14 protein-coding genes and 2 tRNA genes are annotated in these 13,389 nt (G+C 36.6%); 3 read left to right on the forward strand and 13 right to left on the reverse strand.

Annotated elements, in window-relative coordinates; translation table 11 throughout:
* Positions 1-344: 344 nt before the first annotated feature.
* Positions 345-418: transfer RNA gene (locus tag ACFVR1_RS15235), tRNA-Arg, on the reverse strand.
* Between the two features lie 394 nt (positions 419-812).
* Complete coding sequence (locus ACFVR1_RS15240) at positions 813-1,595, reverse strand: alpha/beta fold hydrolase (protein WP_387585221.1); 783 nt, start codon at positions 1,593-1,595, stop codon at positions 813-815.
* A 294-nt stretch (positions 1,596-1,889) separates the two neighbouring features.
* Here ACFVR1_RS15240 and ACFVR1_RS15245 point away from each other — a divergent pair, with 294 nt between their 5' ends.
* Together ACFVR1_RS15245 and ACFVR1_RS15250 are read left to right on the forward strand one after the other, a co-directional pair.
* Complete coding sequence (locus tag ACFVR1_RS15245; protein ID WP_387585223.1) at positions 1,890-2,120, forward strand: hypothetical protein; 231 nt, start codon at positions 1,890-1,892, stop codon at positions 2,118-2,120.
* Positions 2,121-2,704: 584 nt separating this feature from the next.
* Positions 2,705-3,244, forward strand: a complete 540-nt coding sequence (locus tag ACFVR1_RS15250; RefSeq protein ID WP_387585224.1) for a GNAT family N-acetyltransferase — start codon at positions 2,705-2,707, stop codon at positions 3,242-3,244.
* A 345-nt stretch (positions 3,245-3,589) separates the two neighbouring features.
* Here ACFVR1_RS15250 and ACFVR1_RS15255 read toward each other — a convergent pair.
* The 11 genes from ACFVR1_RS15255 to ACFVR1_RS15305 form a co-directional block, all read right to left on the reverse strand.
* Positions 3,590-3,663 (reverse strand) — tRNA-Arg (locus ACFVR1_RS15255).
* A gap of 454 nt (positions 3,664-4,117) precedes the next feature.
* Positions 4,118-4,618: a metallophosphoesterase family protein gene (locus tag ACFVR1_RS15260; protein ID WP_387585225.1), complete on the reverse strand. Its 501-nt coding sequence runs from the start codon at positions 4,616-4,618 to the stop codon at positions 4,118-4,120.
* Between the two features lie 17 nt (positions 4,619-4,635).
* Positions 4,636-5,229, reverse strand: a complete 594-nt coding sequence (locus ACFVR1_RS15265; RefSeq protein ID WP_387585226.1) for an XTP/dITP diphosphatase — start codon at positions 5,227-5,229, stop codon at positions 4,636-4,638.
* Positions 5,226-5,984 carry a ribonuclease PH gene (gene rph / locus ACFVR1_RS15270; protein ID WP_387585228.1) on the reverse strand — a complete coding sequence of 253 codons (759 nt, stop codon included), beginning with the start codon at positions 5,982-5,984 and terminating at the stop codon, positions 5,226-5,228. Before rph ends, ACFVR1_RS15265 begins: the two co-directional genes overlap by 4 nt.
* Before the next feature lie 80 nt (positions 5,985-6,064).
* A complete protein-coding gene (gene racE, locus ACFVR1_RS15275) occupies positions 6,065-6,862 on the reverse strand; it encodes a glutamate racemase (RefSeq protein ID WP_387585229.1) in 798 nt (265 codons plus the stop codon).
* 9 nt (positions 6,863-6,871) lie between these two features.
* A complete protein-coding gene (locus ACFVR1_RS15280; RefSeq protein ID WP_387585231.1) occupies positions 6,872-7,330 on the reverse strand; it encodes a MarR family winged helix-turn-helix transcriptional regulator in 459 nt (152 codons plus the stop codon).
* Between the two features lie 204 nt (positions 7,331-7,534).
* Positions 7,535-7,765 (reverse strand): helix-turn-helix domain-containing protein, encoded by a 231-nt coding sequence (locus ACFVR1_RS15285; protein ID WP_151700519.1) that lies wholly within the window; start codon positions 7,763-7,765, stop codon positions 7,535-7,537.
* 65 nt (positions 7,766-7,830) lie between these two features.
* Positions 7,831-8,274, reverse strand: coding sequence for an acyl-CoA thioesterase (locus ACFVR1_RS15290; protein ID WP_387585232.1), 444 nt, complete (start codon positions 8,272-8,274; stop codon positions 7,831-7,833).
* 907 nt (positions 8,275-9,181) lie between these two features.
* Positions 9,182-9,958: a succinate dehydrogenase iron-sulfur subunit gene (sdhB, locus tag ACFVR1_RS15295; protein ID WP_387585234.1), complete on the reverse strand. Its 777-nt coding sequence runs from the start codon at positions 9,956-9,958 to the stop codon at positions 9,182-9,184.
* A gap of 2 nt (positions 9,959-9,960) precedes the next feature.
* A complete protein-coding gene (sdhA, locus tag ACFVR1_RS15300) occupies positions 9,961-11,718 on the reverse strand; it encodes a succinate dehydrogenase flavoprotein subunit (protein ID WP_387585235.1) in 1,758 nt (585 codons plus the stop codon).
* Positions 11,719-11,765: 47 nt separating this feature from the next.
* A complete protein-coding gene (locus tag ACFVR1_RS15305; RefSeq protein WP_387585237.1) occupies positions 11,766-12,377 on the reverse strand; it encodes a succinate dehydrogenase cytochrome b558 subunit in 612 nt (203 codons plus the stop codon).
* A 293-nt stretch (positions 12,378-12,670) separates the two neighbouring features.
* Between ACFVR1_RS15305 and ACFVR1_RS15310 the strand changes: the two genes are divergently transcribed.
* Complete coding sequence (locus ACFVR1_RS15310) at positions 12,671-13,084, forward strand: YslB family protein (protein ID WP_387585239.1); 414 nt, start codon at positions 12,671-12,673, stop codon at positions 13,082-13,084.
* Positions 13,085-13,389: the final 305 nt, after the last annotated feature.

Consider the following 13,389-nt stretch of genomic DNA (forward strand, 5'->3'; position numbering starts at 1 on the left):
CTGCCGTGACAGTCATTGCCGTATTAACTGCTGCGGAATCAATCTTCACATTTAAATACGCATTAAATTGAAGTCCTGTTCCATCTGGATATTCAACTTTAATTCTTCTTGTAAACCTCTTAAAACAAGGTAGTTACTAGTTGCAGTTTCGATGTCATACAGGAACTTAAAATGCTAGATCTTCTAAATCAAGGATTCCTTGAATGTGAAGTGTTAGTATCTTTTCATTTAAAATCTGTTTTAAAAGGTTTCTTAAATAAAATAAAAAACCTCATAAACGTTGGCGCAACAACATTTACGAGGTTTTTTATATATACTCATTTGTACTAATTTGTTACTGTAAACGTCCCAGGAGAGATTCGAACTCCCGACCGACGCCTTAGAAGGGCGTTGCTCTATCCAGCTGAGCTACTGAGACTTAAGAAAAAATAAAGTAAGCTTCATTGGAACAATATCTTCATAACGACCAAATTTAGCTACTTAATTATTATAATGGAAATATAACTTTTTGCAAGCATTAAATAACTTTTTTAATGCGGATGATTTGCTCAAATAGCAAATTAGAATCTAAAAGTTGCTAGTAATACAGTTTTTATCATTCATTTACTAAACTATAAGCACAAGGGATTAGCACAGATGACCCCACCCTATTAAAAAATCGGACATTAAGAAAATTGCACTTCATTACTCAGCGTCAACGAGTGGTGACTATTTTGCTTTTTGTAATAACAGATGAAAAGATAGTCTTGATTTTTATCAAAATAAAATTCAACTCTGTTAGACCAAGTAATTTCTTAAACAGAAGTGAACTCTCAGTCAGTAAATTGTATTAGTAGCTGGTTAAACTTATCTTTTTCTTCCAAGAAAGGAGCGTGACCGCTGTATTCAAATGGAACAAGCTGTGAATTTTTTATTAGCTTGTTAGTTTCTTGCGCTTTACTAAACGAAACAACTTTATCGTGTATGCCGTGAACAATTAGTGTAGGAACTAATATTTTGTCCAGGTCATTGTACACATTCTCATCTCTTAATGTCATCATAATCGCAGCAGTCGACCAACCTGCAGCTTGTAATCCTAGCTGAAATAACCAATCGGATAATGGGGCAGTAATATACTGAAAGAAGAAAATATCCGGTACTCCTCGTAACATTTTAGGACGATCATTAAGTGTTTCTGTAATAAACATGTTTGCGAATTCTTTTGCAACACTAGAAGGAGACGCAGCGTCTATTAGGACTAGTTTTGACACACCATAACCTTGATATCGAGCCATATATCGAATCGATATCGCGCCTCCAGTGGAGTGTCCTGCGAGTGTGAAATCTTCTAACTGCAAAGCTCTTATTACTACATGAATATCATCTGCCAATCTGTCAAAATTGTAGCCACTGATTGGTTTATCCGATTTACCATAACCCCTCCAGTCAATTGCTACACATCTATATCCCATTGATGCAAGAACATTAAACTGATATTCAAACTGCTTATGATTTAATGGCCAACCATGTATAAATAGTATTGTTTTCTTTCCCTCTGGGTTGACATCCTCTACGTATATATTGACTCCTTGCTCTACTGTAACAAAGTACCCCACACAATCCCCTCCAGTTGTTCAAAGTATTATTAACAATAAGATACTCTTCTGGGGAGCTATAGGTGAATACCTATCTTTTTTTAGCGATGATTGCATAGCTGGGCAGATATTACTGAACAATCCGTTATCTCATTCGGTCCTTCACTATCGTTCTTTGTTTTTTGGATACGCTCCTGATTTGTCATGTTTATTCTCATTTTAATCGACTTGCCTATTACGTTCTTCCCATATCTGCATAAATTATTTTGAAGCCTTTACTTGCTATTACTTTACTCAAAAGAGAGGAGTATTAAAATGAATATCGACAACCAACCACCTAATCCTCAACAACAAATTCTTGCTATCATAAGTCCAGCTGTTAGACACGGATTACGAGAAGCTCAATACCTGGGGTTTGATCACGCGTTAACAGAAGCAGTTTCTATTGGATATTTAATGGGGAAAGGTTACAGCTATAATGATTCCTGGAAGATTGTTGAATCTTGGTGGAGACCGCAGGGAACTCCATTACCTCCAATGTATTAAGGTAAATATGAGCTGTTTGAAAATAAAGCTTACTTATTGATTCAAACAGCTTTTGTCGCACGTAAAAAGTCATTACTGAATATTAAACTGGCCTGCCTCTTTAGTTTGATAAGAAAAATCGAAATTTAGATAATCCGGTACATCTTTTTTGTAAATGGTTCAACTTTCTTAGGGAATATGTGAATAGTGAAATAAAACTTGTTAGACCTTGAAAAAGGTATAACAAGTTTTATTTAGCTTCAAGTCTGGTTATTATAGGACCTACCTAATAATATCTTTATAGATTAACTGTTCCTTTTAAGGACAGTTCTTTTTATTATAGATAACTACTTTGGTGCACATTTTGTTTCGAACTGTTCACTACTTAATTTCTTTTACATATTCCCCACAGTCCAAATACTAATCTGAAGAGTGATTTAACAAATGCTGATAATGGCGTTCTGTATGCACATAATTTATTAATACACCTGCAAACGACTTAATAACCAATTCCCCTATGTGTAAAATCTACTTACTAATAACTCAATCTTTTATCCTGTATGATATAATTTTTTAGGTTCCATACATACAGAAAGGAAGATTAGATGTCCAAAATATCAAATGTATATATACGTCCGCTTATCCTCTCAGATGCTGCCGAATTACTAAGTATAGAAAAGCGAAATCGAGCTTTTTTTGAAAACTATTCCATTACTCATCCAGAAAATTACTGGACTTTAGAAACTCAAAAAGAATTAATCGAAAAATGGGAACAAAATACAAAAAAAGATATAGAATATCGATTCGGAATTTTTAAAATAAATGGTGATGTTCTTATAGGTACCATCGGCTTATTTCAAATTTTTCGTGGACCTCGTGAAAGTGCGCTTTTAGGCTATTCCTTAGACCAAGAACACAATGGCAAAGGTTATACTACTGAAGCTACCAATTTGGTTGTTAATTATGCTTTCGAAATTCTTAACTTACATCGAATTGAAGCTGGAGTGATGCCAAATAATATTGGTTCCATTCGAGTATTAGAAAAAGCTGGTTTCCATAAAGAAGGAATAGCTAAGAAAAACGTTAAAATTAATGGGTCTTGGGAAGATCACCAAATGTTAGCTATAATAAATCCGAATGACTAACCTTGTAATTCATACTAATTATTAGTCAATCTTTATCTCCACTCATTTAAATTATGAGTGGATTTCTTATTGTTTATGACGTATTTTGTGTTGCGGTTACACACTGGCTTAATCCATCATCTGTAGTTACGCTGCTATCTTCTACGATTGAGATAACTGAAATATTATACCTATGTTTTAAAAGAGATAAGAAAAGAAGAGGAAGAAAAATCAGGTAGTGTAGTGTGAAGTGTTTGTGTAGTATCTTTTCGTTTTATATGGTTTCTTTAAAAAATAAAAAGCCTCATAAACGTTGATGAAACAACATTTACAAGGCTTTTTATATATTCTCATTTCTTACTGTAACGTCCCAGGAGAGATTCGAACTCCCGACCGACGCCTTAGAAGGGCGTTGCTCTATCCAGCTGAGCTACTGAGACAAGTACTCCCCCACCACACAGATAGGAAAGACAAGATTTATTATATAATGACAAACAATTTAAGTCAACGCTATTTCGAATTTTTTCTATAAATTTAATAATATGCATTGATCCTGACTTTTAGAATAATGAAAAAGTAGAGAGTGGATTGGTTAAAGCTCCTATTCTTCTTTTTCAATTTTAGTAGATCCAATTACACTTTTTCAGATGATACCTTGAGTTGTTTGGAGAAGCGTCCGCTCGTCTCCTGCGGGAAAGCGGAGTAATCGAGACCCCGCAGGAGACGAGGATAGGAAGGAAGGCTAAGGGCGCCTCGTCCTGAGGTGACGCCTTCATGACCAACATCGTGTTTGCCTAGGAGGCTCGATTCTTCGCCCGCGGAAAGCGAGCGGTAAGCTTCGGAAAACATAAGCTATTTTTAGATTGACTTACAAATTAATAACCCATTTTAAGCTTAAAATTCAAAATAAACTTGTTCTAGTAATTGATGTTCTGAGGAAAAAAATAACACAACACATTTTTTGTCCAACTTTTCAACGATTGCATAGCTTTTTTCTTTTCTTCCCCGTGGCAAATGTAAGCTACCTGGATTCACAAAAAGAATGCCATTATTTACTTCAGCACCGAGTAAGTGTGAATGACCAAAGCATACTATGGACGCTTGTACTTCTTGTGCACGATAAAATAATGGCATAAGCGTCGATTTTATTTGATATAAATGACCGTGAGTAACATAGATTGTTTCGTTTTCCACTTGAAAAATAACTTCATTAGGAAAGGAAGTATCAAAATCACAATTTCCTTTCACTACATGGATTTGCTTGTCCTCAAAATAAGAAAAGTCCAGCTCACTATCACCACAATGAATAACAGCATCCACGTCTTTGTGATACTGCATAACCTGCTCCATCGTTTTACTATTGCTATGGGTATCACTCATTATTAGTAATTTCATCGGAGTACCTACTCGATTTAAAATAATTCTGCAAGATTTTCGGACAATTTTTTAATCGCGTTTCCACGGTGAGAAATCGCTCCTTTTTCATCCGAGGAAAGCTCTGCCATCATTCTATTTTCAGAAGGAACATAAAAAATTGGGTCATATCCGAATCCATTAGTCCCTTTTCTTTCTTTCGCTATGACGCCTTCACATGTACCTCTTACCGTTAATGGTTCAAGGTTAGGAGATACTACTGCAATAGCACAGACGAATCTAGCAGTTCTTTCCGACTTTTCTACGTTAATAAGCTCTTCAAGTACTCTATCGATATTCGCCTCGTCACTTTTCTCTTCTCCTGCGTATCTCGCAGAATAGATACCTGGTCGACCGTCTAAAGCGTCAATTTCAAGTCCACTATCATCAGCTATCACCATTGTTTGTAAGCGCTCAGAAAGGGCTGTCGCTTTAATTAATGCATTCTCTTCAAACGTAGTGCCTGTTTCTTCGACATCCATATCGTCTGCCACATCATGCAATGTTAGTACTTCATATCCGAGAGGTCCGAATAGTGCTTCAAAGTCCTTTGCTTTCCCTTTGTTCTTAGTAGCAATAATTATATTTTTCATTCTGTTCCCTGCCCTTTATCACCAATTTTAGCCGCTAAATCACCAAGTGCAACACGCTGCAATTCCATTAATTGCTGAATACCAACTTCCCCGTATTCAAGTAACTCCAATAATTGATTTTTCGAGAAAGTTGATTCCTCACCTGTACCTTGAAGCTCTACATATTCTCCACTGCTCGTTTGAACAATGTTCATATCAACGGATGCTGTAGAATCCTCTTCATAATTTAAATCTAATACTACTCCAATATTCTCTACGATCCCAACGCTTGTTGCAGCTAAATATTCACGAACTGGAAATACTGGTAAACCCTTTTCGTAGTATAGTTTTCCAAGTGCGATAGTAAGGGCGACAAAAGCTCCTGTAATACTTGCAGTTCTTGTCCCGCCATCCGCTTGAATTACATCGCAGTCAATCCAAATGGTTTTCTCTCCAATGCTTTCCAAATCTACAACAGAACGCAATGCTCGTCCTATCAGACGCTGAATTTCCATTGTTCGACCTGTTACTTTCCCTTTTGAGGCTTCTCGTTGTGTACGGGATTCTGTAGCTCGTGGAAGCATGGAATATTCCGCGGTAATCCATCCTTTACCTTGTCCTCTTAAAAAAGGTGGTACCCGATCCTCTATCGTTGCATTACAAATAACTTTTGTTCTACCTACCGTTATTAAAACGGAGCCTTCTGGATGAATTAAATAATCGGTTTCAATTTGAATCTCTCTTAATTGATTTACTTCTCTACCATCTGTTCTCATTGTTATAAATATCTCCTTTTTCAAACTGACACATAAGCAAAAGAAAACCCCGTTATTCGAGGCTTCTCAAGCTAACAGGGTCATGTGAATGATATGGTTCTTACATCTGCATTCGTTAATTCCAACCACTTTTCTACAATTGTTTTAAAAATAGGAATAGATCCAGTTGTATAAAATATTGGTTTTTTATAGCCAACAATCGGATTATGCATGTGATGGAAATTTAAGTATTCCAATACTTCTTGGGCTGTTTCCTCTGCAGAAGAAAGCACTATCACATGGGGACCAACTGATTCCTCAATATATTTTTGTAATAAAGGATAGTGTGTACAACCAAGAATAACGGTGTCAAATTGTTCGTTTTTTAATGGTAATAACGTGTTAAAAACCATATTACGAGCAAACTCACCTTCATACTCATTACTCTCGACAAGAGGCACAAAAGTAGGACACGCAAGTGGAATAACTCTGCTCGACGAATTTAAGGACGCTATCGCCATTTCATAAGCTCCACTTTTTATTGTACCGCTTGTACCTAACACTACGATTTCATTTTTTTTTGTAGCTTTCATAGCTGCACGTGCTCCCGGAAAAATAACGCCAATTACTGGAAAAGGCATTTTTTTACTCAATGAATTAAGTGCTACTGCAGTAGCTGTATTACAAGCTATGACAAGCATTTTTATATTCATCTTAGATAAAGCAATTGCCAGCTGCCAAGTAAATTTTCGTACTTCTCCCTCAGAACGTGGTCCATATGGACATCTTGCAGTATCACCTATATAAATAATTTCTTCATTCGGCAAAAGTCGCATAATTTCTTTTGCGACAGTTAAACCGCCAACTCCAGAGTCTATAACGCCAATCGGGGCTTTCACTTGAATTCCTCAGTTCTTTTTCATCTCTTGGTGTAGTTTTCCTAATAATGTAGATAGATTTGCTACTTCGTCTGAATTAAATTGATCTAGTATGTCTTCTAAATACTGTTGTCTTTTAGCAATTACTTCTTCAATAATACGTTCGCCTTCTTTTAACAAGTGTATACGCACTACTCGACGATCTTGTTCATCTCTAACCCTTTGAACAAGTGCGCTCTTTTCCATACGATCAATTAAATCTGTCGTTGTACTAAAAGCTAAATACATTTTATTTGATAAATCACCAATTGTCATGTCTCCGTGTTCAAAAAGCCATTGTAATGCCACAAACTGTGGGGGAGTAATTGTATAGGCATGTAACATTTGACGCCCTTTTTGCTTAATAATACCGGATATATGTCTAAGTTCTTTTTCTAAAAATGCAACCTCTTCATGATTATGATTTACATTCTTTATTTCTTCTGCCATCTGATCCTTCACTCCTCAAAACAATACATACTAGTTATTATTGTGACGTGTTCTGAGGAAAATGGCAAGGATTCTAAATAAAATACGTCTTTAGCCGCTCAGATAATGTAGCATACTACATAAATCATTACTAACAAAATCTGCGGCTACCGACCGAATGACCTACCTTATTCAACAAACATTGCTTCGAGTTTCTGGATAAGGTTAGTTTAATGATAATTCACCTAAACGTAATAATTCAACAATTGCTTGCGACCTACCCGATACTCCTAATTTCTGTATCGTATTAGAAATATGATTTCTCACTGTTTTTTCACTAATAGATAACTGAATAGATATTTCTTTCGTAGAATGATCTTCTACTAATAACTGAAAAATTTGACGTTCCCTGTTCGTCAATATTGATCGATGCTGATTACTATCATACAATGCCATAGCCCCCTATCCACTCTTCTACTAACGTATGTAGTATAGGGAGAGTAGGTGACGGCTAGTTATGCTTACTTTTTAAATTTTTTTATTTCTTCATCAGACCATTTTGAACCCTTTCCAGTCTTTTTATCAATTTGAACAATTGTTCCTCTACCAGTAAAAGTAATTTCATCTTTTTCATTTTTTGCCATGTAGTGGAGATCAACGGAAGACGAACCAACTGAATTGGCTTTTACAAAGATCCGAAGTTTTTCATCAAAAAAGACCTGCTTCATGTAATCACATTGTAAATCAGCTACAACTGGAATTTTTTCACCGTTTGGGTTCAACCAATCATTCATTAATTGTATATGTTTTAAATATTCTATACGTGCATACTCAAAATATGCAAAAGTTACTGTATTATTTAAATGACCGTACATATCCGTTTCTGAAAAACGTACAGATACCTCTGAATAAAAAGTAAATTCCTTTTCCCAACTCTTAATATCTTCTATGTAACTCGATTTCAAGCTAACAACCTCCCAATAAATGATGACTATTCACTTATTGTATCAAAATGAGAAAAACCGGGCAAAAAGACGCCCGGTCCTTTCAAGAAGAATGGCATATGAATGTCGTTGCTTTCCGCTAGGGCGGACAATTTATAATTGACTAAATAAGATAGATGACATTTAAATCCTATGTTAGGGAACTACAGAATGGAATGATCACTACTCTTATCCCCTTAGCGATAGCTGGACTAAATCTTCTCGTTAGGTACTACTCACTTAATGGATTGTAGTGACAGGTGGCGACTCCAGCCGGAGGCCAACAGGATGTTGGTCACGAAGGCGTTGCCACACGTTGTGGCGCTCTTAGCCTTTGTTCCTCTGTGAGACAGATGAGCCATCACACCGAACGCATAGCGGCGGTGAGGGCTCATCGCTCACCCCGCGGAACGCGTCCACCTGAAACGAAAATCCGAGGTATTATTTAATTCTTTAAAGTACTATCAACATTAGTTAGGGAACGATATATTATCCGGATACACAAAATTTTATAAGGAAATGCATCTCTTATTCAACAACGATTACAGAATGGCATGTAACTACGTTTACTTAAACATTTCTACCCGCTTAGCGATAGCTGAGCTAAATCCTCTATTAGTTACTACTCACACAATGGATTGTAGTGACAGGTGGCGACTCCAGCGGGAAGAGTGAGACAGATGAGCCTTCGCAACGAACGCGTAGCGGCGGTGAGGGCTCATCGCTCACCCCGAGGAAAGCGTCCACCTAAAACGGAAATCCCGGTATTATTTAATTCTTCAAAGGACAATGCACACTGGTTTCGCAGGACGCTAATCCATATACTTTCTTATCTTTAAACAAAAAATCTGCATAGAAATATATTCTACACAGATTTTCTATTATTTAATTAGTCTACCATGTGATCGCTTCCGAAGAAGTTTTTGAACATTTGAACAGTTGTATCACGGTTTAAAGCTGCAATGGAAGTAGTTAACGGAATACCTTTAGGACATGCAACAACACAGTTTTGTGCGTTACCACAGTTTGCAAGGCCTCCATCACCCATAATAGCGTTTAAACGTTCGTCTTTATTCATAGCGCCAGTCGGATGTGCATTAAATAAACGAACTTGTGAAAGTGGTGCTGGACCAATAAATGAAGAACCACTATTAACGTTAGGACAAGCTTCCAAACATACTCCACAAGTCATACATTTTGACAACTCATATGCCCATTGACGTTTACGTTCAGGCATGCGAGGACCTTCTCCAAGATCATAAGTTCCATCGATTGGAACCCAAGCTTTTACCTTTTTCAATGAGTCAAACATACGAGTTCTATCAACTTGAAGATCGCGAACTACTGGAAATGTTTTCATCGGTGCTAAACGAATTGGTTGAGTCAATTTATCTACAAGTGCAGAACAAGATTGTCTCGGTTTATCATTAATGACCATTGAACAAGCTCCGCAAACTTCCTCTAAACAGTTCATGTCCCAAGTTACAGGAGTTGTAGCTTTTCCATCTGCATTAACAGGATTTTGACGAATTTCCATTAAAGCAGAAATAACGTTCATATTAGGACGATAGTTCACTTCGAACTTTTCCCAATATGGTGTAGATTCAGGTGTATCTTGACGTAAAATTTCAAATGCTACTTTTTTTGTCTCAGTTGCTGTAACCATTATTAATGCTCCCCTTTCGAAGAATAATCACGAGTACGAGGCGCAACTAGAGAGATATCTACTTCTTCATAATGGAAGATAGGTGCTCCAGTTGTTGGATCGAATTTAGCCATAGTTGTTTTCAAGAATTCTTCATCATTACGTTTTGGGAATTCCGGTTTGTAATGCGCTCCACGGCTTTCATTACGATTAAGTGCACCTAGTGTAATTACACGTGCTAAATAAAGCATATTTTTTAATTGACGAGTGAATGATGCACCTTGGTTAGACCATTGTTGTGTATCATCCATATTAATATTTTCAAATCGTTCAAGTAACTCTTGGATTTTTTTGTCGGTAGCTTCAAGTTTGTCATTATAACGAACAACCGTTACATTATCTGTCATCCACTCACCTAGTTCTTTATGAAGTAAGTAAGCATTTTCAGTACCTTTCATCGCTAACGTTTGATCCCATTTCTCTTGCTCAAGTTTAACTTCCGCTTCAAAAATAGAAGCATCCATATCTTCAGCATGTGTATCCAGTTCACTCATGTATTTAACTGCATTTGGACCTGCTACACTACCACCAAATACGGCAGAAAGTAAAGAATTTGCTCCTAAACGGTTTGCTCCATGTTGAGAATAATCACATTCACCTGCAGCAAAAAGTCCTGGAATATTCGTCATTTGATCTTCGTCTACCCATAGTCCGCCCATTGAATAGTGAACTGCTGGGAAGATTTTCATCGGTACTTTATGAGGGTCATCACCAGTGAATTTCTCATAAATTTCGATGATACCACCAAGTTTAACATCAAGTTCATGTGGATCTTTATGAGAAAGATCTAGATAAACCATGTTCTCTCCGTTAATACCTAATTTTTGGTTTACACATACATCAAAGATTTCACGTGTTGCGATATCACGTGGTACTAAGTTCCCGTATGCAGGGTATTTTTCTTCCAAGAAGTACCAAGGTTTTCCGTCTTTATATGTCCAAATACGTCCACCCTCACCACGAGCAGATTCAGACATTAGACGTAATTTATCATCACCAGGAATTGCAGTTGGGTGAATTTGAATAAATTCACCATTTGAATAATATGCACCTTGTTGATAAACAATAGATGCTGCCGATCCTGTATTAATGATAGAGTTTGTAGTTTTGCCGAAAATAATACCAGGACCACCTGTAGCCATAATTACAGCGTCGCCACGGAATGCACGGATTTCCATTGTTTGAAGGTTTTGTGCTTTGATACCGCGACAAACACCTTTTTCATCTTTAATTATTCCAAGGAATTCCCATCCTTCAAATTTCGTCACAAGTCCATCCACTTCATAACGACGAACTTGCTCGTCTAAAGCGTAAAGTAATTGTTGACCAGTAGTCGCACCAGCAAAAGCCGTACGGTGCATTAAAGTACCACCGAAACGACGGAAATCTAATAACCCTTCAGGTGTACGGTTAAACATAACACCCATACGATCAAATAATTTTATAATTCCAGGTGCCGCATCCGCCATTGCCTTAACAGGACGTTGGTTTGCTAAGAAGTCTCCACCATAAACAGTATCATCTAAATGAACTGCTGGTGAATCACCCTCACCTTTTGTATTTACAGCTCCGTTAATACCGCCTTGAGCACAAACAGAGTGTGAGCGTTTTACAGGAACTATTGAAAATAGGTCTACGTGCGTGCCATCTTCGGCTGCTTTCATTGTTGCCATTAATCCAGCTAATCCACCGCCGACAACAATTAGTTTACTTTTTGCCATGCTAATCTCACTCCTCATTTAATAGTAGTTGAACTTGTAGAAGGATCTTATCTAAACGCCAATAGAGCTTGTACACCAACTACAGATAACGCTAAGAAGATTACTAATGTTACATATGTTACAACTTGTTGCGATTTAGGTGAATGCGTGATACCCCAGCTAACTAAGAATGACCAAATACCATTAGCTAAATGGAAAGTAGCAGCTACTATCCCTACGATATAGAAGCCTAACATCCACGGATTTGATACAATATTTGCCATCATATCATAATTAATTTCTTCCCCTGCCATTGCCGTTTGAATCTTCGTTTCAAAAACATGCCAGGCAATAAATACAACAAGAAAAATTCCAGTAAAACGTTGTAAAATGAATAAATAATTACGAAGAGTACCAAAATTTTTCGGATTATTTTTCGCTGTAAATGCAATGTAAATTCCGTAAAATGCGTGGAACAATAATGGTAAATAAATTATGAAGATTTCCATTATAAGCAAAAACGGCAAACTTTCCATAAAATTCGATGCGTTATTAAATGCATCTGCTCCTCTTGTAGCAAAATGGTTTACTACTAAATGTACCGTCAAAAACAAACCAACAGGAATTATTCCTAAAAGTGAATGTAATCGACGCCAGTAAAATTCGCGATTTTTCGACAAAACAGTTGCCCCCCTCAATTTTCCGTTTGGCTTTCTTGAATACTTTTGTAAAAAAGCAATTGTGTACATTACTTTTTCACATCATCATGTTACGTATTTATGACATATCCATTGTACTCTCATCATTTTAGAGCGTCAAGGCATCTTTATTTTTTTCTATAAATCTTAAAGGCTTCATTTTTTAATAATGATTCGTTTAATTTTTCACAAACAATTCCTTTACCAACTGAAATTTTTTCTGATAAAATAAACAAGAACAAAAGAAATTTCCTTTTAGAAAGAAGGGTTGCTACTTGAATGAAAAGGAACATTCACATGTAACTTCCTTTGGATATGAATTAATACGAGATCACGTTCTTGCTTCTATTCTCGGAAAACATGAAAAAGATATTTTATACTGGGCTGGTAAGGATCTTGCCCGAAAGTTTCCACTATATACTATGGAGGAAGCAATGACATTCTTTCACGAAGCTGGTTGGGGTACTTTGCAATTGGAAAAAACAGCAAAGGATTCCGCTTACTATACTTTAGAGACGTATAATATGCCACAAAGTGGGATTAGTAGAAGTCATCGATTGGAAGCTGGTTTTTTAGCTGAACAACAACAAAAAATTGGTGGATATATGGCAGAGTGCTTTGACGAACAAGTAAAGAAAAATGGAGTTGTTACATTCCATATCAAATGGGATTTGAAAGCAACTATCTAAAATTGACAGATATTTGCTAGAAAATTATTAAGAAAAAGGCTAGCTTCCTTTAAATGCATCTTATCTTTACTGTTTCCAGATTGCATTGGACAAAATATTAGCTACACTATTAACGTAAGAGTAATGGATCGTGAAGTGACTGCGTCACTTCATGATCCATTTTTTCGGTCATCTTGTGGCGAATGTTTGTCCGTCCCCCTCTTGGAATTTGTGAAGACATGATGCGTTTGGTTTGGGTAATTAGAGAAAAAATACTTTCATACTCGTTTAAAAGCGGACGAAGATACAATTTCGTCCGCGGCTTC

The organism is Psychrobacillus sp. NPDC058041, assembly GCF_042885655.1.
GTDB lineage: Bacteria > Bacillota > Bacilli > Bacillales_A > Planococcaceae > Psychrobacillus.

What these genes read in the sequence shown, in the direction of transcription:
- ACFVR1_RS15245 (WP_387585223.1), top strand. Translation starts at nt 1,890, where the DNA reads ATGAATATCGACAACCAACCACCTAATCCTCAACAACAAATTCTTGCT.
- ACFVR1_RS15250 (WP_387585224.1), top strand. Translation starts at nt 2,705, where the DNA reads ATGTCCAAAATATCAAATGTATATATACGTCCGCTTATCCTCTCAGAT.
- ACFVR1_RS15260 (WP_387585225.1), bottom strand. Translation starts at nt 4,618, where the DNA reads ATGAAATTACTAATAATGAGTGATACCCATAGCAATAGTAAAACGATG.
- ACFVR1_RS15265 (WP_387585226.1), bottom strand. Translation starts at nt 5,229, where the DNA reads ATGAAAAATATAATTATTGCTACTAAGAACAAAGGGAAAGCAAAGGAC.
- rph (WP_387585228.1), bottom strand. Translation starts at nt 5,984, where the DNA reads ATGAGAACAGATGGTAGAGAAGTAAATCAATTAAGAGAGATTCAAATT.
- ACFVR1_RS15280 (WP_387585231.1), bottom strand. Translation starts at nt 7,330, where the DNA reads ATGGCAGAAGAAATAAAGAATGTAAATCATAATCATGAAGAGGTTGCA.
- ACFVR1_RS15285 (WP_151700519.1), bottom strand. Translation starts at nt 7,765, where the DNA reads ATGGCATTGTATGATAGTAATCAGCATCGATCAATATTGACGAACAGG.
- sdhB (WP_387585234.1), bottom strand. Translation starts at nt 9,958, where the DNA reads ATGGTTACAGCAACTGAGACAAAAAAAGTAGCATTTGAAATTTTACGT.
- sdhA (WP_387585235.1), bottom strand. Translation starts at nt 11,718, where the DNA reads ATGGCAAAAAGTAAACTAATTGTTGTCGGCGGTGGATTAGCTGGATTA.